A 25182-nucleotide genomic window follows, 5' to 3' on the forward strand; every position below is an offset into this window, starting at 1 on the left:
GGCGGGGAGGGCGCCGCGGCCCTTACCGGAAGCCCTCCAGCACGATCTTGCCGACGGCGCCGCCGCTTTCCAGCAGGGCATGGGCCTTCTTCAAATTGTCGGCGCAGATCGGCCCCAGCCGGGCCTGCACCGTGCTGCGCACCACCCCGGCGTCCACCAGCCCGGCCAGGGCATTGAGCAAATGATGCTGGGCCTCCATGTCGGCGGTCTGGAACAGGGAGCGGGTGAACATCAGCTCCCAGTGCAGGCTCAGGCTCTTGCGCTTGAGCAGGCGCACGTCGATGGGCTCCGGGTCATCAATCAGGGCCAGCTTGCCCTGGGGGGCAAGCACCTCCACCAACTGGGTGAAATAGGTGTCCGTGTGGGTCAGGCTGATCACGTAGTCCACCGGCGGAGCGTCCAGGGCGGCGATCTGGGCGGCGAGAGGCTGGCGGTGGTCGATGACGTGATGGGCACCCAGCTCTGCCACCCAGGCCCGGCTCTCCGGCCGGGAGGCGGTACCGATCACCGTCAGCCCGGTGCGCTGGCGGGCCAGCTGGATCAGCACCGATCCGACGCCGCCGGCCGCGCCGACGATGAGCAGGCTGGCGGGGCGCCCCTGACCGGCCAGGGGCACCTGCAGGCGGTCGAACAGCAGCTCCCAGGCGGTGATGCCGGTGAGCGGCAGGGCCGCTGCCTCGGCGGCGGGCAGGCTGACCGGCCTGTGTCCGACGATGCGTTCATCCACCCGCTGGAACTCGGCATTGCTGCCACTGCGGTCGATGGCGCCGGCGTACCACACCGCATCCCCCGGCTGAAACAGGCGCACCTCGGGCCCCACCTCCCGCACGATGCCCACGGCGTCGTAGCCCAGCACCTTGTATTCGCCCGGTGGTGGTGTCGTGCTGCGGCGCACCTTGGTGTCCACCGGATTCACGGCAATGGCCTGTACCTCCACCAGCAGGTCACGGCCGGTGGGTACGGGGCGGGGCAGCTCGATGTCGAGCAGGGCGTCGGGCCGGTCGATGGAACCGGCGGTCTGGTAGCCAACGGCTTTCATGCGCAGATCTCCTGGGTGATACCGCGTGCACAGGGCTGGAAAAGACGGGAAGACATGGCTGCTCCGAAGAATGAAGGGAGGCGTGTAGTCTGGGGGTTCGTTTTATGTTTGATAATGGGTCTAGTATTTGACTGACTGCCAAGCAGATTTTGAAAATGATTCATTTTCCCGACGTCCAGCTCTTCATCCGTGTGGCCGAACTGGGCAATATCAGCGCAGCCGGTCGTGCCCTGGGTCTCAGTGCCGCCGCCGCCAGCGCGGCGCTCAAGCGCCTGGAGCAGCGGGTGGAGAGTCAGCTCCTGGAGCGCTCGACCCGCTCCCTACGCCTCACCCAGGCGGGTGAAGACTTTCTGACCTACTGCGTCCAGGCCGGCCAGGCCCTCGATGAAGGGCTGGCGGCCCTGAAGCGGGGGCGGGAGCAGCTCAGCGGCGACATCCATCTGGGCGCGCCGTCCGACCTTGGCCGTGACCGCCTCGACAGCCTGCTCGAACCTTTCCGCCAGCGCCATCCCCAGGTGCGGCTGGTGATGCATCTGTCCGACGGTCTCATCGATCTTTACCGCAACCCCATCGATCTGGTGTTGCGGTACGGGCTGTCGGAAGACTCCAACCTGGTCGGGCGCAAGCTCTGTGACAACCGACGTGTCCTCGTCGCCGCACCGGCCTACGTGCAGCAGCATGGCCATCCGGAGTCCTTTCAGGCCCTGGCGGGGTGTAACTGCATCTGCTTCTATCGCAATGGCGAACTGTTCAACCGCTGGCGCCTGTTCCACCGCGGGCAGCAGCAGGAGATCACGGTCAGCGGTGACCGGGCCGCCGACGATGGTGCCCTGGTCCGCAAATGGGCCCTGGAGGGGCGCGGCATCGCCTACAAGTCGCAACTCGATGTTCAGGGTGATCTGGATGCCGGGACGCTGGTGGATCTCTTTCCTGACGCCATCTACGACGCCAGCCCCCTCTACGTGGCCTACCCGAGCCGGCGTTACCAGCCGGCCCGGATCAAGGCCCTGCTGGTGTATCTGGATGGGGTGTTTCGAGCCGGTGCGACCTAGCGAGAACCCCCGGATGTGCCTGCCCGCGGGCTTTGCAAGCAGGCGAGGGGCTTGTAGATTGGTGCCGCGTTGATGTGACTTTAATGGAGGGTGGTCATGCATTCCCTGAGTGCTGAACTGCAGCGACTCTTTGGCCGGCCGGGGCAGGATCTGCCCGATCCGTTGCCGGAGGCCGGTCTTACGCTTGACCTGGTGAGCCCGGACGAGCGGGTATGGACGATGGTGATCGGCGTGGCGCCGGCGGCCGGTTGGGCGCCGGTGGCGACCCTGTGCGAGGGCGTGGTGAACGCGCTGGATCTGCCGGTGCCGGCGGTGTCGGTAGCCGGAGGGGCGGGTTTCCGGGTGTGGTTCTCCCTGGCCGACCCGGTGCCACTGGCCCGGGCGGAGGCTTTTCTGGCGGGGCTGAGGGCGCGCTTTCTGGCCGGGCTACCGGCAGCGCAACTGAGCCTGCTGCCCTCGGCCGGGGCCCGCTCAGTGCCCCTGGCGCCGGGCCGCGAGGCGGGCAATGGCCGCTGGACGGCTTTCATCGACCCAGCTATGGGCGGCATGTTCGCCGACGAGACCTGGCTCGACATGGCGCCGAGCCCCGAGCGTCAGGCCGAGCTTCTGGCGGGCTTCAAGTCCATCGGTGCGGCGGATTTCCTGCGCGTGCTGAGCGTGCTGGAGCCGGGCGGGGCGATGGTGCCGGCGCCGGGCGGCCCGGTGACGGGGCTGGTGATGGAAGCGCCGGCGCGGCCCGGCGCAACGCCCTCTGCCGGGCTGGCCGTGGGCAGCGGCTTTGTCGATCCGAAGAGCTTCCTGCTGGCGGTGATGAATGACCCGGGCGCCAACGCAGAGCTGCGCATCGACGCGGCGAAGGCCTTGCTGCCTTACTTTCCGTGAGGGTTGGGGAGAGGCCGGTGACCACGGGCGCGCGGCGCCTCTCCCAGGGGCAATTGTCGTGGCGACTTGTAGGGGCGACTTGTAGGGGCGACTTCAGTCGCCCATCTGCGCGTTGATCACAGGCAAGCCCCTGATCCAAGTCCCCGGGCGACTGAAGTCGCCCCTACGGTTTCTTCAGGCACCACCACTGCGTTCCGAATACCCTATTCCCCTTCACCCGTCGGCTGACTCGGACGGGGGGCGCACCCCCCCCATCCGAATTGGGTCTTCGCCGTTTCAGGGCGAGCTCGACGCCGGACCCCTGATCACCAGCGCCAGCGGATTCAGCCGAGCTTCTTCTTCAGCAGCTCATTCACCTGGGCCGGGTTGGCCTTGCCCTTGCTCGCCTTCATGCACTGGCCGACCAGGGCGTTGAAGGCTTTTTCCTTGCCGGCGCGGAACTCCTCGACCGACTTCGGGTTGGCGGCCAGCACCTCGTCGATGATCGCCTCGATGGCACCCGTGTCGGTGACCTGCTTGAGGCCCTGGGCGTCGATGATCGCGTCGGCGGAGTCGCCTTCCTTGTTCCACAGTGCCTCGAACACCTTCTTGGCGATGGCGTTGGAGATGGTGTTGTCGGCAATGCGCGCCACCAGGCCGGCCAGCTGCGTGGCGCTCACCGGGCTGGCGGTGATGTCCAGCTCGGCCTTGTTGAGGCGTGCGGCCAGATCGCCCATCACCCAGTTGGCGCAGGTCTTGGCGTTGGCGCTGCCGGCGGCGGCGACGGTGTCCAGGTAGAACTGGGCCACTTCGCGGCTGGCGGTGAGGGTGGTGGCGTCGTAGGCGGAGAGGCCGTACTCGCCCTGGAAGCGGCCCGACAGGGCGGCGGGCAGCTCGGGCAGCTCGCCCTTCACCCGTTCGATCCAGGCGCTGTCGATGACCAGCGGCAGCAGATCGGGGTCGGGGAAGTAGCGGTAGTCGTGGGCGTCTTCCTTGCTGCGCATGGCGCGGGTCTCGCCGCTGTCCGGGTCGAACAGCACGGTGGCCTGCTGGACCTTGCCGCCGTCCTCGATCAGGTCGATCTGCCACTGCACCTCAAAGTCGATGGCCTGCTGCAGGAAGCGGAAGCTGTTGAGGTTCTTGATCTCCCGGCGGGTGCCGAACTCGGCCTGGCCGCGGGGGCGTACCGACACGTTGGCGTCGCAGCGGAAGGAGCCTTCCTGCATGTTGCCGTCGCAGATGTCGATCCAGCGCACCAGGGCGTGCAGGGCCTTGGCGTAGGCCACGGCCTCGGCGGAGGAGCGCATCTCGGGCTCGGAGACGATCTCGAGCAGCGGCGTGCCGGCCCGGTTGAGGTCGATGCCGGTCATGCCGTGGAAGTCTTCATGCAGGCTCTTGCCGGCGTCTTCCTCCAGGTGGGCGCGGGTCAGGTTGACCGTCTTTTCATAGGCGCCGCCCTTGCCGTCGGGCACCAGCAGATGGATCTGGCCGCCCACCACCACGGGCAGCTCGTACTGGCTGATCTGGTAGCCCTTGGGGAGGTCGGGGTAGAAGTAGTTCTTGCGGGCGAAGATGCTCTTCGGGGCGATGGTGGCGCCCACCGCCAGGCCGAAGCGGATGGCCCGTTCCACCGCGCCCTTGTTGAGCACCGGCAGCACGCCGGGCAGGGCGATGTCCACGGCGCAGGCCTGGGCGTTGGGTTCCGCGCCGAAGGCGATGCTGGCACCGGAAAAGATCTTGGACTGCGTGTTGAGCTGGGTATGCACTTCCAGCCCGATGACGACTTCCCAGTCGGTTCTGCTCATGAGGAGGCTCTCTAAATTAGTCGCTTAGTCGCACTGGCCCGTAGGCTTGTCGATCAGCAGCGGCCACACGTAATCGTGGGCGCTGGAGGGGGAACACAGGTGATGGCAACCGGCGAAGGCCACGGTGATCTGCTCGCCTTGCTCCCACATGCGCACCTTACAGTCGCGGGCGCCGGTGAGTTCGATGGACGGCAGGGCCTGGGTCTGGCGGAACTGGGCCAGATCGTAGCGGCAGCTACCCCGCTTCGGCATGGTCAGTTCCACGTTGAAGGTACGCACCTTGGAGTCATGTACGTCCACGCTGGCCTTGCCGAAGTTGCCGGCTTCGTCCTTGAAGCGGCAGTCGGTCTTCACCGTGAAGGTGCGCAGGGGCATGGGCTTGAGCTTGCCGCTCGGGCGTGCCACCGGTGCCGAGGGCTCCTGGCTGCGGGCGGCGGGGGCGCTGTCGGGGCGGTGCACGACCTGATCCACCGTGGCACACCCGGCCAGCAGGGCCACGGCCAGGCCGGCACCGAGGCGGGCTGCGGAACGCAGGGGCATCATCGGGTGGCGTCTCAGAAGCCGGCCGGCGCCCGCAGGTGCCAGTCGGTGGCCTGCTGGAACTGGTGGGCGGTGCCCAGCAGCTGCGCTTCGCCGAAGTAGTTGCCGATCAGCTGCAGGCCCACCGGCAGCGTGCCGGCGCCGAAACCGGCGGGGTGGGACAGGGCGGGCAGGCCAGCCAGGTTGACGGCGATGGTGTAGATGTCCGACAGGTACATCTGCACCGGGTCGTCGCTCTTCTCGCCGATGCCGAAGGCCACGGTGGGGCTCACTGGGCCGGCGATCACGTCGCACTGGGTAAAGGCAGCGGCGAAGTCGTTGGCAATCAGGCGGCGCAGCTTCTGGGCCTTGATGTAGTAGGCGTCGTAGTAGCCGTGGGACAGCACATAGGTGCCCACCAGGATGCGCCGCTTCACCTCGCCGCCAAAACCCTGGGCGCGGCTCTTGCAGTACATGTCGTTGAGGTCGCCGTACTCGGCGGCCCGGTGGCCGTAGCGCACGCCATCGAAGCGGGACAGGTTGGAGCTGGCCTCGGCCGGGGCGATCACGTAGTAGGCGGGGATGGCCAGGCGGGCGTTGGGCAGGCTCACCTCGACGGTGGTGGCGCCGAGCTTGCGGTATTCGGCGATGGCGGCCTCCACCGCGGCGCGCACGTCGTCCGACATGCCCTCGGCGAAGAACTCCTTTGGCAGGCCGATGCGCAGGCCGGCGAGGGGCTTGGCCAGATCACGGGCGAAATCCTCGGGGCCCTGTTCCAGGCTGGTGGAGTCGCGCGGGTCGTGGCCGGCCATGGCCGACAGCAGCACGGCGCAGTCTTCGGCCGAGCGGCCGAAGGCGCCGCCCTGATCGAGGGACGAGGCATAGGCGATCATGCCGTAGCGGGACACCCGGCCGTAGGTGGGCTTGATGCCGGTGATGCCGCACAGGGCGGCCGGCTGGCGGATCGAGCCGCCGGTGTCGGTGCCGGTAGCAATGGGCACCATGCGTGCCGCCACCGCCGCGGCAGAGCCGCCGGAGGAGCCGCCGGGCACCCTGCTGGTGTTCCAGGGGTTGCGGGTGGGGCCGAAGTGGGAGTTCTCGTTGGACGAGCCCATGGCGAACTCGTCCATGTTGGCCTTGCCGACCATCACCGTGCCGGCGGCCTTGAGCAGGCTCACCACGTGGGCGTCGTAGGGGCTGACGAAGTTGGCGAGCATCTTCGAGCCGCAGGTGGTCAGCACGCCTTCGGTGCAGAACACGTCCTTGTGGGCCAGGGGAATGCCGGTGAGCGGGCCGCCCTGGCCGGCGGCCAGGCGTTCGTCGGCGGCGCGGGCAGCGGCGAGGGCGCCGTCCCGGTCAACGGTGACGAAGGCGTTGATCTTCGGGTTGCCGGCGTCGATGCGGGCCAGGCTCTCGGTGGCGAGTTCGACGGCGGAGACTTTCCTGTCGCGGAGGGCCGCGGCGATGTCCTTGAGGCTGGAGTCGATCATGGTGCGTGGGGCTATTCGTAAGGGGTGCCGCCGGAGCGGCTGGCCAGATTGGGGAGGCGGGGCTTATTCGATGACCTTGGGCACCAGGTACAACCCGGCTTCGGTCTGCGGTGCGACGGACTGGTAGGCGGCGCGGCGGTCACTTTCGGCGACACGGTCTTCACGCAGGCGCTGGGCCAGATCCTGGGGGTGGCTCATGGGCTCGACCCCGTCGGTATTCACCGCCTGCATCTCCTCGATGAGACCGAAAATACCGTTCAGTTTGGCCTGGGTCGCGTCCAGATCGCCCTCGGCGAGTTCGAGGCGGGCAAGCTTGGCAATATGGCGGACTTCGTCGAGGGACAGGGACATGGTAATTTACAAAGTTGCTTAAACGACAAAGGTTTGTAGGTTATCATAAGCGATTCTGTTGCCCCAATTCCCAACCCTTCCTAACGGTTTTTCCGGGATTTTTCTCCGATGTTTGGTTCTCTGCGCTCCTATTTTTCGAACGATCTCGCCATCGACCTCGGCACCGCCAACACCCTGATCTATGTTCGCGGCAAGGGCATCGTCCTCGACGAACCTTCCGTGGTGGCGATCCGTACCGAAGGCGGGCCAAATGCCAAGAAAACCATTCTGTCCGTGGGTATGTCGGCCAAGCAGATGCTGGGCAAGACGCCGGGCAACATCACGGCCATCCGGCCGATGAAGGACGGCGTGATCGCCGACTTCACCGTGACCGAGCAGATGCTCAAGCAGTTCATCAAGAAGGTCCACGACACCCGCCTGTTTTCGCCCAGCCCGCGCATCATCATCTGCGTGCCCTGCGGCTCCACCCAGGTCGAGCGTCGCGCCATCCGTGAATCGGCTCTCGGCGCCGGCGCCAGCAACGTCTATCTCATTGAAGAACCCATGGCCGCGGCCATCGGCGCCGGCATGCCGGTGGCCGACGCGACGGGCTCAATGGTGGTGGATATCGGCGGCGGCACCACCGAAGTGGGCGTGATCTCCCTGGGCGGCATGGTGTACGCCGGCTCCATCCGCGTCGGCGGCGACAAGTTCGACGAGGCCATCGTCAATTACATCCGCCGCAACTACGGCATGCTCATCGGCGAAACCACTGCCGAATCCATCAAGAAGGAAATCGGTTCGGCCTTCCCCGGCTCCGAAGTCAAGGAGATGGAAGTCAAGGGCCGCAACCTGGCCGAGGGCATCCCCCGCGCCTTCACCATCTCCTCCAACGAGATCCTCGAAGCCCTCACCGAGCCCCTCAACCAGATCGTCTCCGCGGTCAAGATCGGCCTGGAGCAGACCCCGCCCGAACTCGGCGCCGACATCGCCGAACGCGGCATGGTGCTGACCGGCGGTGGCGCCCTGCTGCGCGACCTCGATCGCCTGCTGATGGAAGAAACCGGTCTCCCCGTGATTGTCGCCGATGACCCGCTGACCTGCGTGGTGCGTGGTTCCGGCATGGCTCTCGAGAAGATGGACCAGCTCGGTTCCATCTTCACCAGCGAATAAAGTCGGCCTGGCGGCCAGGGCTTCGGCGGTGAACCCCGTGTTCTCCTGCCGGAGCCGGCACCCCGGGCAAGCCCCGGGCGCCGCCGTTTGCCGATCGACCTGAGCGATCCGTCCCATGGTCGGCCATTCTCCTCCCCCCTTCTTCAAACGCGGGCCCGCGCCGCTGGCCAAGCTCGTGTTCTTCCTGGTGCTGTCCCTGGCCCTGCTGGTCAGCGACCTCAAGCTGCGCTACCTGGACGCCTTCCGCCAGGGCCTGTCGGTGCTGGCCTATCCCCTGCAGATGGCGGCGGCCACCCCGGCCGATTTCGTGCGCAACGCGTCCGACTACTTCGCCTCCCTGGTACGCCTGCAGATCGAAAACAAAGAGCTCAAGCGCAAGCAGCTGCAGGGCGGCGAGCGTTTGCTGCGCCTGGAACAGCTCGAACAGGAGAACCGCCACCTGCGCAGTCTCCTCGAGGCCCGCGAGCGCCAACCGGTGAAGTCCACGGTGGCCGAGATCATGTACACCGCCAAAGACCCGTTCTCGCGCAAGGTCATCCTCGACAAGGGTGCCCAGGCCGGCATCGAGGCCGGGCAGGCGGTGGTGGACGATGCCGGCGTGGTCGGCCAGATCACCCGCGTCTTTCCCATGCAGTCCGAGCTGACCCTGCTCACCGACAAGGACCAAGCCATCCCGGTGATGGTGGTGCGCAGCGGGCTCAGGGCCGTGCTGTTCGGCTCGGGCGACGGCCTGATGGAGCTGCGCTACCTGGCCGCCAACGCCGACGTCCAGCCCGGCGACAAGGTGGTGACCTCGGGCCTCGACGGGGTCTTCCTGGCCGGCCTGCCGGTGGCTACCGTGGCCCGGGTCGAGCGCGACCAGGCCCAGACCTTTGCGCGCATTCCCTGCCTGCCCGCCGCCGGCGTCGAGCGCTTTACCCATGTGCTCGTCCTCGGCCACCGGGAGAGCCTGCCCGCGCGGCCACCCGAGGTCGAGCCGGTGGTGAGCAAGCTCAAGGGCCGCAAGGCCCGGCCCGCCAAGGAGTAAGCCGTGCAACCCACCAACCGCTCCCGTCGCATCCTGCTGCCGGTGAAGATGTGGTTTGTTTACACCACCCTCTTCACCGCCCTGTTCCTCAACTACATCCCCACCGGCCATCTGCCCGCCGTGCCCGATTTCGTGGCCCTGGTGCTGGCCTTCTGGTGCGTCCGCGAACCCCTCAAGATCGGCATCGGCGCGGGCTTCGTGTTCGGGCTGCTGACCGACATCGGGGTGGGGGCGGCCCTCGGTCAGCATGCCTTCGCCTACGTGCTGGTGGCCTACGCGGCCAACGAGCTGTCGCGCCGGGTGCTGTGGTTCACCCCGGTGGAGCAGGCCCTGCACGTGCTGCCCCTGCTCTTCCTGTCCCAGGTGGTGATGGTCATCGTGCGCCTGCTGGCCGGCGCCGAGTTTCCCGGCTGGTGGATGTTCTTCGGCAGCTTCGTTGCCGCCGTATTGTGGATTCCCCTGCACTATGTGCTGCTGCTGCCCCAGTACCAGCCCATGGACCGGGACGACAACCGGCCCATCTGACCCTTCATGGCCGCCATCCGCACCCCCGAGCAGGAACTCGCGCGTTTCCGTGGCCGCCTGGCCGTGGCAGGCATCGTCGCCCTGATTGGTTTTGGCCTGCTGGTGGCGCGCTTCTTCTATCTGCAGGTGGTGCGTTACGACTACTACTCCACCCGCGCCGAGGACAACCGCATCTCCCTGGTGCCCATCGTCCCCAACCGCGGCCTGATCACCGACCGCAACGGCACCGTGCTGGCGCGCAACTACTCGGCCTACACCCTGGAGATCACCCCCTCCAAGGTGGTCGACCTGGACGCCACCATCGAGGAGCTGTCCAGGCTGGTGGACATCCAGCCCAAGGACCGCAAACGCCTCAAGAAGCTCATGGACGAATCCAAGAGCTTCGAATCCCTGCCCCTGCGTAACCGCCTGTCGGATGAAGAGGTGGCCCGCTTCATCGCCCAGCGCTACCGCTTTCCGGGAGTCGAGCTGAAGGCCCGCCTGTTCCGCGACTACCCCATGGGCAGTTTCGCCTCCCATGTCATCGGCTACATCGGCCGCATCAACGATCGCGACCTCGAACGCATCGAGGAGAGCGAGGATTCTGCCAACTACCGGGGCACCGACCACATCGGCAAATCCGGCCTCGAAAAAAGCTACGAGCGGGATCTCCACGGCATCACCGGCTTCGAAGAGGTGGAGGTGGACTCCGGCGGCCGCGCCGTGCGCCTGCTGCGCCGCACTCCGGCCATCCCGGGCAACAACGTGGTCCTGACCCTCGACCTCAAGCTCCAGGAGATCGTCGAAAAGGCCTTCGGCAACCGGCGTGGCGCCCTGGTGGCCATCGAACCCTCCACGGGCGGCGTGCTGGCCATGGCCTCCACCCCCACCTTCGACCCCAACCTGTTCGTCGACGGCATCGCCCCCCAGGACTGGGATCAGCTCAATACCGACCAGGACAAGCCCCTGCTCAACCGGGCCATCTACAGCGCCTACCCGCCGGGCTCCACCTTCAAGCCCTTCATGGCCCTCGGCGCCCTCACCACCGGCAAGCGGACCCCCAACCAGACCCTCGCCGATCCGGGCTACTTCAACTTCGGCGGGCACCGCTTCATGGACGACAAGGTCGGCGGGCATGGCAGTGTCGATCTGTACAAATCCATCGTCGTCTCCTGCAACACCTACTACTACGTGCTCGCCAACGATATGGGCATCGAGGCCATTGCCGGCTTCATGCGCCCCCTCGGCTTTGGCCAGCGCTCCGGTATCGACCTGCCCGGCGAGGCCGAGGGCGTGCTGCCCTCGCCCGAGTGGAAGAAAAAGCGCTTCAAGAAGCCCGAGCAGCAGAAGTGGTATGGCGGCGAGACCATCTCGGTGGGCATCGGTCAGGGCTACAACGCCTACACCCCGCTACAGATGGCCCAGGGGCTGGCCGCCGTGGTCAACAACGGGGTGCTCTTCCGGCCCCACATCGCCCGCCATATCGTCGATGCCAAGACTGGCGAGAAGCGCACCATCGAGCCCGAACCCCTGCGCACCATCCCCCTCAAGCAGGCCCACATCGACCTCATCAAGCGCGCCATGGTCGGCGTGAACAAAGCCGGTACCGGCGCCCGTGCCTTTGCCGGCGCGCCGTACGAAGTGGGGGGCAAGACCGGCACGGCCCAGGTGTATTCCCTCAAGGGCGGCAAGTACGTGGAGGGCCGGGTGGCCGAGCGTCTGCGCGACCACTCCTGGTTCATCGCCTTCGCCCCGGCCGACAAACCGAAGATCGCCCTGGCCGTGCTCGTCGAGAACGGCGGTTTCGGCGCCCAGTCGGCGGCGCCCATCGCCCGCCAGGCCCTCGACTACTACCTGCTCGGCAAGGTCCCGGCGGGCATCGCCCCCGAAGACCCGGCCGCCGAAGAGTCTGCCGAGGCCGCCGAATGAACCCGCGTCTCGACCCCCGCAAGTGGCTGAGCTTCCTGCTCTCGCCCCTCGACGGCCCCCTGATGCTGCTCATCCTGGCCCTCACCGCCTACTCGGCGGTGATCATGGTCAGCGCCTCACCGGAGCGTCTCGGCACCCTGGCCATCAACACCGCGGTGGCCTTCCTGGCCATGTGGCTGGCGGCGCGCACGCCGCCCCCACGCCTGATGAGCATTGCCCTGCCGCTCTACGCCCTGGGCATCCTGCTGCTCATTGCCGTGGCCCTGTTCGGTGATGTCTCCAAAGGCGCCCGGCGCTGGCTCAACATCGGCGTCACCCGCATCCAGCCCTCCGAGCTCATGAAGATCGCCATGCCCCTGACCCTGGCCTGGTACTTCCAGAGCCGCGAGGGCATGATCCGCGGCCGCGACTTCCTGATCGCCATCAGCCTGCTGCTGCTGCCGGTGGGGCTCATCGCCAAGCAGCCCGACCTGGGCACGGCGATCCTGGTGACGGCCTCGGGCTTTTTCGTGCTCTTCTTTGCCGGCCTCACCTGGCGGCTGATCCTGCCGGTGGCGGTGGTCGGCATCGTCGGGGTCGCCTCCATCGTGGCCATGGGCGACACCATCTGCCAGCCCGGCGTGGACTGGCCCGGCCTGCGGGAATACCAGAAACACCGGGTGTGTACCCTGCTCGATCCCACCTCCGACCCCCTCGGCAAGGGCTTCCACATCATCCAGTCCACCATCGCCATCGGCTCCGGCGGCGTCGTCGGCAAGGGCTGGGGCAACGGCACCCAGACCCACCTGGATTTCCTGCCCGAACGGCATACCGACTTCATCTTTGCCGTGCTCACCGAAGAATTCGGGCTGGTCGGCGCCCTCATTCTTGTGGTAATTTATATCCTATTGATTTTCCGCGGCCTTTTTATTGCCGCTGGTGCCCCGACCCTGTTCTCGCGCTTGCTTGCCGGCGCCCTGACGCTGATCTTCTTCACTTACGCGTTGGTGAACATGGGCATGGTGAGCGGAATTCTCCCCGTTGTCGGGGTCCCGTTACCCTTCGTCAGTTACGGTGGCACTGCACTCGTTACCCTGTGTCTGGGTGTCGGCATGCTCATGAGCATTCAACGACATCGGCGCCGGGTAGGCACCTGAACCTGCGCGCGCCTGACGCGCGCGCCCGAACAGGAAAGAGCGTCATGCACCCTGTAGCGAAACACCCGCGAGCCGGTTTCCGGCTTGCCACCCCGTGTCGTGTCTTGTCCCGCATCCTCGTGATGGCGGGCTGCATTTCCGCGACCTGCGCCATGGCGGCCGAGGCCGCCGACGCCCAGAGCCCCGCTGAAACAGTCTTCCAGGCCAGCCTCAAATCGGGCTCGCCCCGGCAGGTCTTTGGCGGCGCCTTCCGCTACGACGGCCCCGACGACAACGCCGACGAGACCCCCGCCGTACTGGAGGCGCCCCGCTTCGAAAAGGGCGACTATGCCCTGGGGCAGGGCGTGGCCCTCGGCAACAGCGGCAGCTCCTTCCGCCAGAAGGGCGTGGCCAGCTGGTACGGCAAGCCCTTCCACGGCAAGAAGACCTCCAGCGGCGACAGCTTCGACATGTACGCCATGACGGCGGCCCACCCCAGCCTGCCCATCCCCAGCTACGTGCGCGTCACCAACCTGGCCAACGGGCGTTCGGCAGTGGTACGCATCAACGACCGCGGCCCCTTTCACCCCGGGCGGATCATCGATCTCTCCTACGCCGCAGCCTACAAGCTGGGCTATGCCGACAATGGTCATGCCAACGTCGAGGTGGCGCTGATGCTGCCCGAGGGCGTGGCCATGGTGCAGCCCAACCGCCGTGTGCCGCCGATCCGCCATCGCGGGCCGGCACCGTCGGTGCAGCTGGCCGCCGCGCCGGCCCGCCCGGCAGCCCCCACGCTGGCGGCAGTGGCCGCGCCGCAGCCGCCCGCACCGGCCGAGGCACCCCGGGTCGTCGAGGCGCCGGCCGTGGTCCAGGCCACCCCGGCACCCGCTGCGCCGGTTCCCCTCGCGGTGGCCGCCCCCGCCCGCGCTGGCGAGCCGGTCTTCCTGCAGCTGGGGGCCTTCGCCAACGCCGTCAATGCCGAGCATTTCAAGGGTTTTGTCGAACACGAACTCAAGTGGCTCAAGTCATCGGTGTCGGTGCTGGCCGCCGAGGGCAAGTACCGACTGCAGCTGGGCCCCTTCCCGTCGGCCCCCGAGGCCCGGGCCATTGCCGAACGCATTGCCACCACCCTCAAGCTGCGGCCCGAGCTCAAGGGCCGCGACTGAACGGGGCGTCTGACGCTCCCTTGCGGGGGCGACTGAGGGGCGACTTCAGTCGCCCACCGCACGCCGATCACAGGCATGCCCCCGATCAACGCCCGCGGGCGACTGAAGTCGCCCCTACCGTCCAACCCGCCACCGTCGGGGCATCCCGAATGGGCATCGCGCTTCACCCGCCGGGGCATCCGGCCAGGGGCCGGCTAAGCCCCGCCGGAGGGCGTGACCTTTGTCACACTTCCTGAGTGCCTTCCGGGGCTTCGGCCCGGTGTGGCTTTGCCTAGACTAGCGTCCTTACGGGTTGAACGGAGCGCTCACTTGGGCGTTTTTCCGCGGCCCGACCTCACCGGGAGTCCTCATCATGGCCACCGCTACTTTCCCCCGCTGCGCCAACCCCTGCCCCCTGTGTACCGAGGCGGCCTGTCGGGATGCGGCTTGCTCCGCGGCCGATCTGGACGCCATCCCTGACGAGATCGATCTGCTGCAGGTGATGTGGGCCCATGTGCGCAGCGCCTGTGGCGAAGGCCGGCCGGCCTCGCAGTGCCGCCCGCGCTGACCTGAGCCCAGCCCACCACAACAAAGGGAGCCCGCCGGGCTCCCTTTGTTTTTGTCGCCTCTGACCGCCCGTGCGGCTTACGGCGGGGTGCAGCCGGAGGGGTACCAGACCACCACGGGCCGGTTGTTGACCCAGATGATGTAGTAGCCCTCGCAGGGCACGCCGCCCTTGGGCTTCGGGCCGTTGCCCTGGCCCTGCCCGGCCTCCGGGCTGCTGGGGCATTCGGGCAGCTTGCTGGCTTTGGCCTTGCCATCGACCGCCTTGGACATGATGCAGGGGGACTGGGGCTTGCCCTGGGCGTCGAGGGGGATTACCTCGCCGTTCTTGCCGAACAGGATGCCCCCGGTGATGTCGGCGGGGGCGATGAGGCCGCGCCCCAGGGGGGCGAGGCCGCCGGCGGCCTGGGCGGGCAGGGCGCTGCCGGCCAGGAGGCCGAGGGCCAGCAGGGTGGTCAGGCGGAATTTCATGGGTGAGTGTGCTCCGGAGCGTGAGGGGTAATCAGGTTTGAAGGCGGGTTTCAGAAGCGCAGCTGGGCCTGCAGCATCAGGGTGCGCCGGGGGTAGAACAGGGCCACCCGGGGGGCGCCGTTGAGGTCGGTGTTGTGGAAGCGGAAGTCCCGGTCGAAGAGGTTGTACACCCCCAGGCTGGTGCTGAGGCGCTGGGGCAGCACGGGCAGGGACAGGCGCAGGTTGCTCACCGTGAAGGTGGAGCGGGCGTCGGCGGCGCTGCCGTCGCCGGCGATCTGGCTGGCCCGTTGGCGCACCACCCAGTGCTCCAGCAGGGTGTCCACGGGGCCGGTCTTGAGCCACAGGCGCAGGGGCAGCTGGTCGGTGGCCACCTTCCAGGGGGTGTCCCGCAGCAGGCTGTCACCGGCGTCGTAGCGGATGGTCTCGTGGCGCCATTCGGCGCTGAGCAGGGCGTGGCGGCCCAGGGGCAGGGCCAGGTGGGCCCGGTGCAGGGTCTCCTTCCAGTCGGCCAGGTGATATCTGCCCGTCAGCGGATCGGCCGTGGGCACGTCAAGCCAGCGCCAGGAGGCCTCCAGCCCACCACTCAGGCCTGCGCCCAGGCGCTGGTCCACGGCCACCGCGGCGCGGCGCCAGCGGGTGCCGGCGATCTCGTCGAAGACCTGGTTGAAGCCGGCAAACTGGGTGGGGGCCAGGTTTTCGGCGTCGTAGCGGGAGCCTGACACGCCCTGGAAGACGGCGGCGCGCAGGGTGGTGCCGCCAGCGGGGCGGAGCACCGCGCCGAGCTTGCCGTTGATGCGTTCGGCGTGGGGCAGATCCATGTCCTTGAAGCGCACGTAGTCGGCACCACCGTGCAGGGTCAGGCTGGGCAGCACACGCCACTGGGCATAGCCGAAGGCGGTGTCCCGGTCGGTCTTGAGGGGCACGGTGGGCAGCCGGGTCACGTCCAGCACCAGGCTCGGGTCCATGCTCAGGGCGGTGGCCACGTTGAGGTTCTGGTTGCCGGACTGGCGAGCGATGGTGGCACCGGCGCTCAGGGCGTAGTTGTCGCGCTGGCGGGTGTACAGGGCCGACAGGCCGCGGGTGCGGATTCCTGAATTGGACTCGCTGTTGATGTCCAGCTCCAGGCCGAACAGGGGTGAGCTGTAGCGGAAGAAATCCTGCTGCAGGATGCGGAAGCGCTGGGTGTTGGCTTCGACGAGGATCTCGTCGCCGTTGCCCAGCTCGTGGCGCAGGGCGATGCGGCCCAGGTCGTTGAGGTTGCGCTGCAGCAGGTTGGTGGCCTGGCTGTCGAACAGGGGGCGGTAGGCGGTGCTGGCGCTGCGCTCGGTGTGGCGGGCTTCGGCCAGCAGGGTGGTGCCGGGGGCGAGCTGGAAGCGGGCGTCCAGGCGGCTGCCGGCCAGGTGGGTGTCGGCGCCGGCGGGCTTGAGGCCGGCGTAGCGGTAGTCAAAGCTGCCGAAGGAGATCTGGCCTTGCTCCCAGGCATGGGACAGCAGGGCGCTGGCGGCCAGGGCGCTGTGGCTGCCGCCGCCCAGGGTGGCGGCAAAGCGGGTGGGCTTGCGCTCGAAGAAGGCGGTGGCCTCGTCGGGCGACACGGCCCGCGGGCCGTCGAACAGGGGCAGCGGCGGCATCACGAACTGGGGGGCCTGGGGCCACTGGCCGATGGGCTGGCGCAGGTTGGCCTGGAGCAGCTCGGACAGGCGGGCGCCCTCGAAGCGCGGCATGTCGGCGTAGGCGTCGGCCAGCAGGCGGTGGGCGGCGGGGCTGGCCGGGTCGTCCTCGATGGCGTTCATGGCGGCGCCCTGGGCCGGGGCGGTCAGGCCCACCTGCTGATAGGCGGCGCCCAGGCTGGCGCTGCGGGCGGCCCTGTCCTGGTCGAGCAGGGTGCCGGAGCGCAGCACCGAGCGGTTGGCGTTGCGGGCCAGGGCTTCTTCGCCGTTGTACAGGGCGGCCAGGGGCTCGCCCTCGCGCAGCTGGCGGAAGGCATCGAAATACCAGGGGGTGGGCGAGGCCGGGTCGAGGCGGCGGGCCAGGTCGAACTGGTCGCCGGCCACCTTGCTGCGGGCTTCTTCCATGTAGGCGCGGCCCAGGTAGCTGCGCAGCTCGGCGTTGGACGGGTCGAGGAGGGCGGCGATCTCCACCTCGCGGCGGCCGTCGGCGGTGTGCCCCTGGCGCATCAGGGCCAGGCCGAGGCCGAAGTGGGCCAGGGGGTCGGCGTCGTTGCGGGCCAGGGTGGCCTGGAAGTCGGTGACCGCGGCGGCCGTATCGCCCACCAGCAGGCGGGCAAAAGCGGCCAGGGCGGCGGCCCGGGGCGTGTCGGGGGCCAGGGCCAGGGCGCGCCGGGCGCTGTCGCCGCCGGCTTCGGTGCGGCCCAGGCTGAGTTCCAGCTCGGCCTGGCGGGCGTGGGCGAGGGCGTCGTCGGGGCCCAGGGCGGTGGCCCGGCGAGCGGCTTCGAGGGCGGCGGGGAGCTGGCGGGCGGCCTGCAGCGCGTAGCTGTAGGCGAGCTGGGCGGCCGGGGAATCGGGGCTGCGCTCGACGTTCTGGCGGGCGGCGTCGAGGGCGGCGGGGTTGTTGCGGGCCACCTGGATCACGGCGGCGGTGGCGTCGAGGGCCGGGTGGGTGCCCGGGGCAAAGCGGGCCAGCAGGGTATCGGCCTCGTCGGCGCGGCCCAGGCCCAGCAGCACGCCGGCCTTGAAGGCGGCCAGGGCGGGGGTGCTGTCCACGTCGGCCAGGGTAGCGAGGCGGTCGAGGGCGTCGCGGGCGCGGCCGGCGGCCAGATCGGCCTGGGCGGCGGCCACGGCCTGGCGGGTGGCGTTGGGGTAGGTGGCCAGCTCCGCCGGGCGGAGGTGCTGTACCTGCGGGTAATGGATGGCCCAGGCCACGGCGTCGAGGGGGCGCATGGTGATGCCGGCGGGGGCGCCTCCGGCGCGGGCTTCGACGGCCTGGCCGGCTTCGATGCGCTGTTCGCCGGCGGCGTTGCCGGTGCGCACCTTGCCTTCTGCCACCACCACCCGGGAGAGGGTGTCATCGCTGCTGACGGTGAATTCGGTGCCGTCGACGAAGGCGTTGACGAAGGGGGTGATGATGCCGAAGCGCTTGTTGAAGCGGCTGATGACATGGACCACGCCGCGGGGCAGCTTGAGCTCGCCGGTGGCGGGCGAGGCGGGCAGGGTCAGGGTGGTGTTCTGGTCGAGGCGCACCAGTACGTCCTGGGCCAGCACCACGGCGGCCCGGCCGGGGCCGCGCACGGCCACCTGGTCGCCGGGGCACAGGGCCTGGCGCGGGGTGGCGGTGTGCCATTGCTCGCTGCCGGCGGCACGCACTTCGATGCGCCCTTCGGTGGCGGCGAGGTGCCCGCTGGGCGGTTCGCAGGCAAGGGCTTCGAGAGAGAGGGCGGACAGGGCGGAGAAGGCGAGGCTCAGGCCTAGGCTGAGCGGTCGCAGGGGGAATGTCTGCGGCAGTCGGGCGAGGGGCTGCATTGCGGGCGTACCGGATCGAAAGAGGGGGTGTGGCGAATTGCCGAATTCGCTAGGAATATTAACTGCAAAAGGATGTGACTTGCAGCATTGCAGGTGCAGTTTGCAGTTGTCCTTGATCGGCTACTTGTGGGTAAGGACGACGCAGCCGTCGGCGTCGGGGAGGGGCTCACCGGCGAGGCGGGTTTCGCAGCGTTCCACGTAGAAGCGTGCGGGGCCGTCGCCGGGGCTGGCGGCGAGGGCGATGCGCAGGTGCAGGCGGGCCAGGTCGAGGGCGTCTTCGGCGTAGGCCTGGCGGGCGGTGTCGAAGGCCTGGCGGGCGTCGGCGGGCAGGGGGGCGGGGGTGAGGTCGTGGAGGTCGATGGGGCTGCGTTTGCCGGCCAGCACGAAGCGGCCCAGGTGCCGGGCGTGGGCGGGGGCGGCCGGTTGCTGGGCAAGCACCGCGTCGGAGGCCAGGATGCGTGTGCCGAGGGCTTTGTTGGCGCCCTGGATGCGGCTGCTGGTGTTGACGATGTCGCCCACGATGCGCAGCTCCCGCCGGGCGTCGGCGCCGACTTCGCCGAGAAAGACCGGGCCGTAATGGAGGCCGAAGCGGGTGGGCAGCGCGGTGGGGTCACCGGCCGGGGCTTCGTTCATCAGGTGGTGCAGGGCCAGGGCGGCGGCGCAGGCCTGGTGGCAGGCGTCGGCGGCGGAGTTGTCGGCGGTGTCGTCGGCCAGCCACAGGCACATGGCAGAGTCGCCGACGATGTCCATCACGTGCCCGCCATGGGCTTCAATCACGGGCAGGAAGCGGGCGAAGTAGCGGTTGAGGGCTTCGGTGGTGGCGGCCGGGCTGAGGGTTTCGGAGAGGCTGGTGTAAGCCTCGATGTCGCTGCACAGGCACACCCCGTGCACGCTGCGCCCGCCTTCGTGGCCGCGCAGCAGGGCCGCGAGCTTCTCGCTGCCCTTGCGGCTGAGGCCCAGTTCGAGGGCTTTTTCAAGGTCGCGCTGGCGCTGGCGGGCGGCCCGGCCGTGGCTGAGCAGGCCGAAGGCGGTGGCGACGACGGGGGCGATCAGGCCGGGCAGGATCACCGGCAGCCACACCTGTTGCCAGGCAAAGCTCCACCCGGCAAGGCCGATCCAGGCCAGGCTGAGGCCGGCGCTGAGGGCCAGGGCCCGGGACGTGCCGGCAAAGCGCCACAGGCCACCGAGGAGGGCGCTCCAGGCGAGCAGGGCGGCGAGCAGGGGGGCGCCCTGGGGGCGCAGCAGGGCGGAGCCGTCGAGGAGGTTGGAGAGGGCGGTGGCGCACAGCTCCACCCCGCTGATGTCGAGGCCGTCCGGGGTGCTGTAGGGGGTGCGGAAGATGTCGCCCTGGCGCGACTGGTTGAATTCGGAGAAGCCGATCAACACCGCCTTGCCGCGGAAGGCAGCGTCGCCGCTGACGGGGTCGGCGACCCGATCGAGAGCCTCGACGTAGGACAGGGTGCGGATGCTGCCGAGGGGGCCGTAGAGGTTGAGGGCGTGCAGGCGGATGTCGGGCGAGGGGGAGATGGCGGCCGGTGTGCCGGCGGTCATCAGCTGGGCCATCAGCATGGGCAGGGAGGGGTGGTCGCCGATGCTGGGGATGAAGCCCCAGAACTCGAAGACCCCCTCGGGCGTCTTGGGCATGATGAAGGGCCCGCTGGCCCAGGCCGCGTCCTGCAGCAGGGGCAGGGGGCGGGTGAGGTGGTCCACGTGGGCGATGATTTCGCCGTCGGGGTGGGTCACCGCCTCCCGGGACAGGCCCTCCATGAGCACCACGTTGCCGGCCCGGTGGAGGGCGGCGGCCAGGGCCTGGTCGCCGTCCGGCTCGCGGGCGCGTTCGAACAGCACATCGAAGCCGATCACCCGGGCGCCCCGGTCCGTCAGCCCATTGACCAGCCGGGCATGCAGGTGGCGCGGCCAGCGTTCGGGGCGTTCGGACTGGCCCAGGGCCCGGGCCGAGCGGGAATCGAGGGTTATAATCACCACTTCCTGCGGTGGCTGGCGCGTTCCCCGCAGGGCATACAGCAATTCCAGCCCGATGCCGTGCTCCATGTCCCGGGCAGGAGAAAGCAGGACGGCGGCCATCGTCAGCAGCGAGGCCAGCACGAGTCCGAAGAAGGTTTTGTCGAGGCGTTGCAAGGGCGGTCTCAGGGCTGGAGGCGGGGGCGCGCTGTCATCGGAGAGGGAAGCTGGCTGTGAAGTATCTGGATCGGGTGGATCTGTTCGACGGCCTCAGCGATGAGCAGGCCGAGGTGCTGAAGGGGCGTTCGCGCATTCGCAGTTTTGCGCCCAACACCATTGTCGTCAATGAGGGCGACGATGGCAGCAGTCTGTTTGTGGTGCAGAGCGGGTCGCTCAAGGTCTTCCTCACCGACAATGTCGGCCGCGAGGTGACCCTGTCGCTGCTCGATCCGGGCGATTATTTCGGCGAACTGGCCCTGCTCGACGATGCGCCCCGCTCCGCCTCGGTGATCGCTCTGACCCGCAGCGAAGTCCTGCAGATTCCCCGGGTTGCCTTCCTGGCCCTCATCGAGGCCCATCCGGCGTGCATGCAGATCGTGGTGCGCAACCTGGTGGGGCGCATCCGCACCCTGACCCTGACCGAGAGCGTGCGCTCCCTGGCGCTGGTGGATGTCTTCGGGCGGATCTCGCGCATCTTCGATTCCCTGGCGGTGGAGGAGGACGGGGTGGGCATCATCGATCGCCGTCTCACCCAGCAGGATCTGGCCAACATGGTGGGTGCGTCCCGGGAGATGGTGAATCGCATCCTGCGCGACATGGTCTCGGGCGGTTACGTGGAGATCGAGCCCCAGCGCATCATCCTGCGCAAGAAGCTCCCCTCGCACTGGTAAGTCGATGTAAAAACCTTTCTGGCAACAAGGTAATTTCCCATCCCTTGACTACACTGAAATAAACCAAGGGAGACACATCATGAGCTTCATCGATACACCCATCAGCCGTTGCGAAGCCGTTCGCGAGATGGTCCTCACCGACCAGACCCAGGGCCAGTGCGCCCATGAACATGACTGCCCGCCCGGGCGCCAGTGCCCTCTGGACGGGTGCTTCGCCGAGGTGTCCGGCATCACTGAGGACGCCAGCCGTGCCGAGCTGGCCCACGCCGCCGCAGCCCACCCCTGATCCATGGCCAACCGCAGCCTTGGAACCCGTCAGAAGATGATTTTCCGTGGCCCCGATCAGGGGCCCGGAAAAGCTGCGCCCAAAGGGAAAGGGCCCCGCAACCCCCTGGTTGTGCCCGCCCTGCAGCGCAAGGCCGGCCCCCACGAAAAATCCCAGGGCGCCAAACGCCAGGAAGCGCAACGCCTCCTGCGTAGCCGGACGGAAGAAGAGCAGTAAGGTCAGCCCCCGCTTTGCGGGTTACGCGTCGCCCAACTGGGCCGCTCGCTGAACATGCCAGGGTCGAATGACGCTGGAAAACCGTCGATCAAAAGCGTGGTGGGCCCTCTCCGGTAGGGGCGACTTCAGTCTCCCGCGGACTTCGATCAACGAACGGCACTTGGTATTACCTGCGGATGGGCGACTGAAGTCGCCCCTACAAGTCGCTCCTGCGAGTTGCCCGTGCGAGTTGCCCGTGCGAGTCGTCCTTACGGGGCGCCGCCCTGGGAGTAGCGCTTGCAAATCCCCGGCGGGGCTGCGTGCTGCCGGGTCAGGACTTCAGGTTGAGGCGGTCGAGCAGGCCGTCGAGTTGGTCGAGGCTGCCGAACTGGATGGTGACGGCGCCGACGCCCTTGTTGTTGGCCTTGATCTTCACCGTGGCGCCGAGGCGGTCGGCGATTTCTTCTTCGAGGCGCAGGATGTCCCGGTCGGGGGCCGGGGCGAGCTGTTTGGATTTCGGGTTGAGGGCCTGGTGTACCAGGCGTTCGGCTTCGCGTACCGACAGGCCGCGGGCGGCGATGAGGTTGGCGAGGCCGACCTGGGAGGCGCCGTCAAGGGGCAGCAGGGCGCGGGCGTGGCCCATGTCGATGTCGCCGGCCATCAGCAGCTCCTGCACCTGGGGGGCGAGCTGGAGCAGGCGCAGCAGGTTGGAGGCGGCCGGGCGGGAGCGCCCGACAGCGTCGGCGGCCTGCTGGTGGGTCATGCCGAACTCGTCGATGAGGCGCTGGATGCCGCCGGCTTCTTCGAGGGGGTTGAGGTCTTCGCGCTGGATGTTCTCGATCAGGGACATGGCCAGGGCGGCCTCGTCCGGGATCTCGCGCACCAGGCAGGGCACGCTGCCCAGGCCGGCCAGCTGGGCGGCGCGCCAGCGGCGTTCGCCGGCGATGATCTCGTATCGCTTGGCGTCGAAGAGGGCGCCGATGGGGCGCACCAGGATGGGCTGCATGACCCCCTGGGATTTGATCGAGGCGGCCAGCTCTTCCAGGGAGCCCGGGTCCATGCGGGTGCGTGGCTGGTACTTGCCGGGCTGCAGCTCGGCGGCGGGCAAGGTCTGCAGTTCGCCTTCGGTCTTGTCGCCGTCGTTGTTGGCGGCGAGGAGGGCGTCGAGGCCGCGGCCGAGGCCTTTGAGTTTGGGAGGTGCCATGGTGGGGTTCAGAGGGTCTTGACCCGTTCGATCATTTCTTTGGCGAAGGCCAGGTAGGCCTGGGCGCCCTTGGCGCTGCGGTCGAAGACCACGCCGGGGATGCCGTGGCTGGGGGCTTCGGCCAGGCGCACGTTGCGCGGCACGATGGCCTTGAACACCTTGTCGCCGAAGTGGGCTTCAAGCTGGGCGGAGACCTGTTGCTGGAGCGTGACGCGGGGGTCGAACATGACCCGCAGCAGGCCGATGATGGACAGGTCGCGGTTGAGGTTGGCGTGCACCTTCTTGATGGAATTGACCAGATCGGACAGGCCTTCCAGGGCGTAGTACTCGCACTGCATGGGGATGATGACCCCGTGGGCGACGCACAGGCCGTTGAGGGTGAGCAGGGACAGGGACGGCGGGCAGTCGATGAGGATGAAGTCGTATTCGGACTGGTGCAGGGCGAGGGCGTCGCGCAGGCGGTTTTCGCGCCGGTCGAGGCCGACCAGTTCGACTTCAGCGCCGGCCAGGTCGCGGTTGGCGGGGATGAGGTCGTAGTTGCCGCTTTCCGAGCGGACCCGCGCCTCGGCGACGGTGCACAGGCCGACCAGCAGGTGGTACACGGACTTGCTCAGGGCGCGCTTGTCGATGCCGCTGCCCATGGTGGCGTTGCCCTGCGGGTCCAGGTCGATCAGCAGCACGCGCTGGCCGGAGGCGGCGAGGCCGGCGGCGAGATTGACACAGGTGGTCGTCTTGCCGACGCCGCCCTTCTGGTTGGCGATGCAGAAAATGCGGGCCATGTTCAGGTCCGTTTCACGGTGAGGAGGTGGCGTTCGGCGTCGAGCCCGGGCACGGCGAGGGGAACGCTGTGCTCAAGCTGGAAGCCGGCCGGAATGCGGGCGATTTCGTCGGCCGGGTAAACACCCTTCATGGCCAGGATGCGGGTCTGCGGTCCGGCCAGGTGGGCAGTGAGGTTCACGAAGTCGGCCAGGTCGGCGAAGGCGCGGGAGATGATGCCGTCGGGGGCTTCCGGCGCGTAGGCGGGCTGCCAGGCTTCAATGCGGGCGTGGTGGGCGCGGAAGTTGGGCAGCTTGAGCTCGATCTTCGCCTGGTTCTGGAAGGTGGCCTTCTTTTGCACCGTCTCGACCGAATCCACCTGCAGGTCGGGGCGGCACAGGGCCAGCACGATGCCGGGCAGGCCGCCGCCGGAACCCACGTCCACCAGCCGCTGGATGCCGGCCAGCTGCGGCAGCACCGACAGGGAGTCGAGCAGGTGATGGGTGAGCATCTGCCCTTCGTCGCGGATGGCGGTGAGGTTGTACACCTTGTTCCACTTGATCAGCAGGTGGCCGAAGGCGAGCAGGCGCTCTGCGGTGTCGGCGGGCAGGTCCAGGCCAAGGGCGGCGATGCCCTGTTCGAGGGTCGCGATGGCGCTCATGCCGACTTCTCCCGGCCGCGGGCCAGTTCGCTGCGTTTGAGCCACACCAGCAGCAGGCTGATGGCCGCCGGGGTGATGCCCTGGATGCGGCTGGCCTGGCCGATGGTTTCGGGCCGGTGCTGGTTGAGGCGGCCCTGCACTTCCCGGGACAGGCCGCGCACGCTGGTGTAGTCGAGGTCGGTGGGCAGGCGGGTGGCTTCGGCGTCGGCCTGGCGGGCCACTTCGTCGAGCTGGCGGTCGATGTAGCCCTGGTACTTGGCGGCGATCTCCAGCTGTTCGACCACCTGGGGGTCGGTCACGGGGCCTTCGGGGGCGCCGGGCAGGGTCATCAGGTCGGCGTAGCGCACGTCGGGGCGGCGCAGCAGCTCGAAGAAGGCGTATTCCCGTTCGATGGCCTTGCCGAGCACGGCCTCGGCGGCCTCGGCCGGCACCTTGGCCGGGGTGGCCCAGGTGGCGCGCAGGCGGGCGGTTTCGCGCTCGATGGCCTCGCGCTTGGTGCAGAAGGCGGCCCAGCGCACGTCGTCCACCAGGCCCAGCTTGCGGCCGGTTTCGGTGAGGCGTAGGTCGGCGTTGTCCTCGCGCAGGCTCAGGCGGAACTCGGCGCGGGAGGTGAACATGCGGTAGGGCTCGGTGACGCCGCGGGTGATCAGGTCGTCCACCAGCACGCCCAGGTAGGCTTCGTCGCGGCGCGGGCACCAGGGGTCTTGCCCCTTCACCTGCAGGGCGGC

General features: G+C 68.4%; 22 protein-coding genes and 1 pseudogene. 11 read left to right on the top strand and 12 right to left on the bottom strand.

Annotation, left to right across the window (positions count from 1 at the left end):
• Nucleotides 1–22 precede the first annotated feature (22 nt).
• The gene (locus tag ACIQ09_RS01825) at nt 23–1039 is read right to left on the bottom strand and encodes a zinc-binding alcohol dehydrogenase family protein (protein ID WP_398305222.1); all 1017 of its coding nucleotides are present in this window, start codon (nt 1037–1039) and stop codon (nt 23–25) included.
• Nucleotides 1040–1194: 155 nt separating this feature from the next.
• Here ACIQ09_RS01825 and ACIQ09_RS01830 point away from each other — a divergent pair, with 155 nt between their 5' ends.
• On the top strand, nt 1195–2091 hold the full coding sequence (locus ACIQ09_RS01830; protein WP_398305225.1) for a LysR substrate-binding domain-containing protein: 897 nt from the start codon (nt 1195–1197) through the stop codon (nt 2089–2091).
• A gap of 96 nt (nt 2092–2187) precedes the next feature.
• Nucleotides 2188–2973 carry a hypothetical protein gene (locus ACIQ09_RS01835; RefSeq protein ID WP_398305228.1) on the top strand — a complete coding sequence of 262 codons (786 nt, stop codon included), beginning with the start codon at nt 2188–2190 and terminating at the stop codon, nt 2971–2973.
• 323 nt (nt 2974–3296) lie between these two features.
• Here the strand turns inward: ACIQ09_RS01835 and gatB are convergent, their stop codons facing one another.
• The 4 genes from gatB to gatC form a co-directional block, all read right to left on the bottom strand.
• Complete coding sequence (gatB, locus tag ACIQ09_RS01840; protein ID WP_398305231.1) at nt 3297–4757, bottom strand: Asp-tRNA(Asn)/Glu-tRNA(Gln) amidotransferase subunit GatB; 1461 nt, start codon at nt 4755–4757, stop codon at nt 3297–3299.
• A 24-nt stretch (nt 4758–4781) separates the two neighbouring features.
• Nucleotides 4782–5300: a hypothetical protein gene (locus ACIQ09_RS01845; protein WP_398305234.1), complete on the bottom strand. Its 519-nt coding sequence runs from the start codon at nt 5298–5300 to the stop codon at nt 4782–4784.
• Between the two features lie 11 nt (nt 5301–5311).
• A complete protein-coding gene (gatA, locus tag ACIQ09_RS01850; protein WP_398305237.1) occupies nt 5312–6766 on the bottom strand; it encodes an Asp-tRNA(Asn)/Glu-tRNA(Gln) amidotransferase subunit GatA in 1455 nt (484 codons plus the stop codon).
• 63 nt (nt 6767–6829) lie between these two features.
• Nucleotides 6830–7117 carry an Asp-tRNA(Asn)/Glu-tRNA(Gln) amidotransferase subunit GatC gene (gene gatC / locus ACIQ09_RS01855; protein WP_398305240.1) on the bottom strand — a complete coding sequence of 96 codons (288 nt, stop codon included), beginning with the start codon at nt 7115–7117 and terminating at the stop codon, nt 6830–6832.
• Between the two features lie 108 nt (nt 7118–7225).
• Here gatC and ACIQ09_RS01860 point away from each other — a divergent pair, with 108 nt between their 5' ends.
• The 7 genes from ACIQ09_RS01860 to ACIQ09_RS01890 all read left to right on the top strand — a co-directional run bounded on the left by ACIQ09_RS01860 (nt 7226) and on the right by ACIQ09_RS01890 (nt 14557).
• Complete coding sequence (locus tag ACIQ09_RS01860) at nt 7226–8269, top strand: rod shape-determining protein (protein WP_296407110.1); 1044 nt, start codon at nt 7226–7228, stop codon at nt 8267–8269.
• Between the two features lie 115 nt (nt 8270–8384).
• Complete coding sequence (gene mreC, locus ACIQ09_RS01865) at nt 8385–9296, top strand: rod shape-determining protein MreC (RefSeq protein ID WP_398305248.1); 912 nt, start codon at nt 8385–8387, stop codon at nt 9294–9296.
• A 3-nt stretch (nt 9297–9299) separates the two neighbouring features.
• On the top strand, nt 9300–9821 hold the full coding sequence (gene mreD / locus ACIQ09_RS01870; RefSeq protein WP_398305251.1) for a rod shape-determining protein MreD: 522 nt from the start codon (nt 9300–9302) through the stop codon (nt 9819–9821).
• Nucleotides 9822–9827: 6 nt separating this feature from the next.
• Nucleotides 9828–11729, top strand: coding sequence for a penicillin-binding protein 2 (gene mrdA / locus ACIQ09_RS01875; RefSeq protein ID WP_398305254.1), 1902 nt, complete (start codon nt 9828–9830; stop codon nt 11727–11729).
• On the top strand, nt 11726–12865 hold the full coding sequence (gene rodA, locus ACIQ09_RS01880; RefSeq protein ID WP_398305257.1) for a rod shape-determining protein RodA: 1140 nt from the start codon (nt 11726–11728) through the stop codon (nt 12863–12865). Before mrdA ends, rodA begins: the two co-directional genes overlap by 4 nt.
• Nucleotides 12866–12969: 104 nt before the next feature.
• On the top strand, nt 12970–14010 hold the full coding sequence (locus tag ACIQ09_RS01885) for a septal ring lytic transglycosylase RlpA family protein (protein ID WP_398305260.1): 1041 nt from the start codon (nt 12970–12972) through the stop codon (nt 14008–14010).
• A gap of 352 nt (nt 14011–14362) precedes the next feature.
• Nucleotides 14363–14557 (top strand): hypothetical protein, encoded by a 195-nt coding sequence (locus tag ACIQ09_RS01890; RefSeq protein ID WP_398305262.1) that lies wholly within the window; start codon nt 14363–14365, stop codon nt 14555–14557.
• A 77-nt stretch (nt 14558–14634) separates the two neighbouring features.
• On the opposite strand, the gene ACIQ09_RS01895 is transcribed toward ACIQ09_RS01890, so the two are convergent.
• From ACIQ09_RS01895 to ACIQ09_RS01905, 3 genes are all read right to left on the bottom strand, one after another.
• Entirely contained in the window at nt 14635–15024 is a 390-nt protein-coding gene (locus ACIQ09_RS01895; protein ID WP_398305265.1) for a hypothetical protein, read from the bottom strand.
• Nucleotides 15025–15074: 50 nt separating this feature from the next.
• Nucleotides 15075–18500: a FecR domain-containing protein gene (locus ACIQ09_RS01900; RefSeq protein ID WP_398305267.1), complete on the bottom strand. Its 3426-nt coding sequence runs from the start codon at nt 18498–18500 to the stop codon at nt 15075–15077.
• A gap of 120 nt (nt 18501–18620) precedes the next feature.
• Complete coding sequence (locus ACIQ09_RS01905; RefSeq protein WP_398305269.1) at nt 18621–20639, bottom strand: CHASE2 domain-containing protein; 2019 nt, start codon at nt 20637–20639, stop codon at nt 18621–18623.
• Nucleotides 20640–20695: 56 nt separating this feature from the next.
• Between ACIQ09_RS01905 and ACIQ09_RS01910 the strand changes: the two genes are divergently transcribed.
• Both ACIQ09_RS01910 and ACIQ09_RS01915 read left to right on the top strand, forming a co-directional pair.
• Nucleotides 20696–21352 (top strand): Crp/Fnr family transcriptional regulator, encoded by a 657-nt coding sequence (locus ACIQ09_RS01910; protein WP_398305272.1) that lies wholly within the window; start codon nt 20696–20698, stop codon nt 21350–21352.
• Nucleotides 21353–21431: 79 nt separating this feature from the next.
• Nucleotides 21432–21638 carry a hypothetical protein gene (locus ACIQ09_RS01915; RefSeq protein ID WP_398305275.1) on the top strand — a complete coding sequence of 69 codons (207 nt, stop codon included), beginning with the start codon at nt 21432–21434 and terminating at the stop codon, nt 21636–21638.
• Between the two features lie 526 nt (nt 21639–22164).
• Here the strand turns inward: ACIQ09_RS01915 and ACIQ09_RS01920 are convergent.
• The 4 genes and pseudogenes from ACIQ09_RS01920 to gidA form a co-directional block, all read right to left on the bottom strand.
• Nucleotides 22165–23037 carry a ParB/RepB/Spo0J family partition protein gene (locus ACIQ09_RS01920; RefSeq protein WP_398305278.1) on the bottom strand — a complete coding sequence of 291 codons (873 nt, stop codon included), beginning with the start codon at nt 23035–23037 and terminating at the stop codon, nt 22165–22167.
• Between the two features lie 8 nt (nt 23038–23045).
• Entirely contained in the window at nt 23046–23816 is a 771-nt protein-coding gene (locus tag ACIQ09_RS01925; protein ID WP_398305281.1) for a ParA family protein, read from the bottom strand.
• Between the two features lie 2 nt (nt 23817–23818).
• Nucleotides 23819–24454 (bottom strand): 16S rRNA (guanine(527)-N(7))-methyltransferase RsmG, encoded by a 636-nt coding sequence (gene rsmG / locus ACIQ09_RS01930; RefSeq protein ID WP_398305284.1) that lies wholly within the window; start codon nt 24452–24454, stop codon nt 23819–23821.
• A pseudogene (gene gidA, locus ACIQ09_RS01935) lies at nt 24451–25182 on the bottom strand (tRNA uridine-5-carboxymethylaminomethyl(34) synthesis enzyme MnmG); the annotation flags it as partial. The pseudogene gidA and the gene rsmG, both read right to left, overlap by 4 nt.

The sequence above is a fragment of the Zoogloea sp. genome, from assembly GCF_044344315.1.
In the GTDB taxonomy this organism is placed as follows: domain Bacteria; phylum Pseudomonadota; class Gammaproteobacteria; order Burkholderiales; family Rhodocyclaceae; genus Zoogloea.

What these genes read in the sequence shown, in the direction of transcription:
- ACIQ09_RS01825 (WP_398305222.1), bottom strand. Translation starts at nt 1,039, where the DNA reads ATGAAAGCCGTTGGCTACCAGACCGCCGGTTCCATCGACCGGCCCGAC.
- ACIQ09_RS01830 (WP_398305225.1), top strand. Translation starts at nt 1,195, where the DNA reads ATGATTCATTTTCCCGACGTCCAGCTCTTCATCCGTGTGGCCGAACTG.
- ACIQ09_RS01835 (WP_398305228.1), top strand. Translation starts at nt 2,188, where the DNA reads ATGCATTCCCTGAGTGCTGAACTGCAGCGACTCTTTGGCCGGCCGGGG.
- gatB (WP_398305231.1), bottom strand. Translation starts at nt 4,757, where the DNA reads ATGAGCAGAACCGACTGGGAAGTCGTCATCGGGCTGGAAGTGCATACC.
- ACIQ09_RS01845 (WP_398305234.1), bottom strand. Translation starts at nt 5,300, where the DNA reads ATGATGCCCCTGCGTTCCGCAGCCCGCCTCGGTGCCGGCCTGGCCGTG.
- gatA (WP_398305237.1), bottom strand. Translation starts at nt 6,766, where the DNA reads ATGATCGACTCCAGCCTCAAGGACATCGCCGCGGCCCTCCGCGACAGG.
- gatC (WP_398305240.1), bottom strand. Translation starts at nt 7,117, where the DNA reads ATGTCCCTGTCCCTCGACGAAGTCCGCCATATTGCCAAGCTTGCCCGC.
- ACIQ09_RS01860 (WP_296407110.1), top strand. Translation starts at nt 7,226, where the DNA reads ATGTTTGGTTCTCTGCGCTCCTATTTTTCGAACGATCTCGCCATCGAC.
- mreC (WP_398305248.1), top strand. Translation starts at nt 8,385, where the DNA reads ATGGTCGGCCATTCTCCTCCCCCCTTCTTCAAACGCGGGCCCGCGCCG.
- mrdA (WP_398305254.1), top strand. Translation starts at nt 9,828, where the DNA reads ATGGCCGCCATCCGCACCCCCGAGCAGGAACTCGCGCGTTTCCGTGGC.
- rodA (WP_398305257.1), top strand. Translation starts at nt 11,726, where the DNA reads ATGAACCCGCGTCTCGACCCCCGCAAGTGGCTGAGCTTCCTGCTCTCG.
- ACIQ09_RS01890 (WP_398305262.1), top strand. Translation starts at nt 14,363, where the DNA reads ATGGCCACCGCTACTTTCCCCCGCTGCGCCAACCCCTGCCCCCTGTGT.
- ACIQ09_RS01895 (WP_398305265.1), bottom strand. Translation starts at nt 15,024, where the DNA reads ATGAAATTCCGCCTGACCACCCTGCTGGCCCTCGGCCTCCTGGCCGGC.
- ACIQ09_RS01900 (WP_398305267.1), bottom strand. Translation starts at nt 18,500, where the DNA reads ATGCAGCCCCTCGCCCGACTGCCGCAGACATTCCCCCTGCGACCGCTC.
- ACIQ09_RS01915 (WP_398305275.1), top strand. Translation starts at nt 21,432, where the DNA reads ATGAGCTTCATCGATACACCCATCAGCCGTTGCGAAGCCGTTCGCGAG.
- ACIQ09_RS01920 (WP_398305278.1), bottom strand. Translation starts at nt 23,037, where the DNA reads ATGGCACCTCCCAAACTCAAAGGCCTCGGCCGCGGCCTCGACGCCCTC.
- ACIQ09_RS01925 (WP_398305281.1), bottom strand. Translation starts at nt 23,816, where the DNA reads ATGGCCCGCATTTTCTGCATCGCCAACCAGAAGGGCGGCGTCGGCAAG.
- rsmG (WP_398305284.1), bottom strand. Translation starts at nt 24,454, where the DNA reads ATGAGCGCCATCGCGACCCTCGAACAGGGCATCGCCGCCCTTGGCCTG.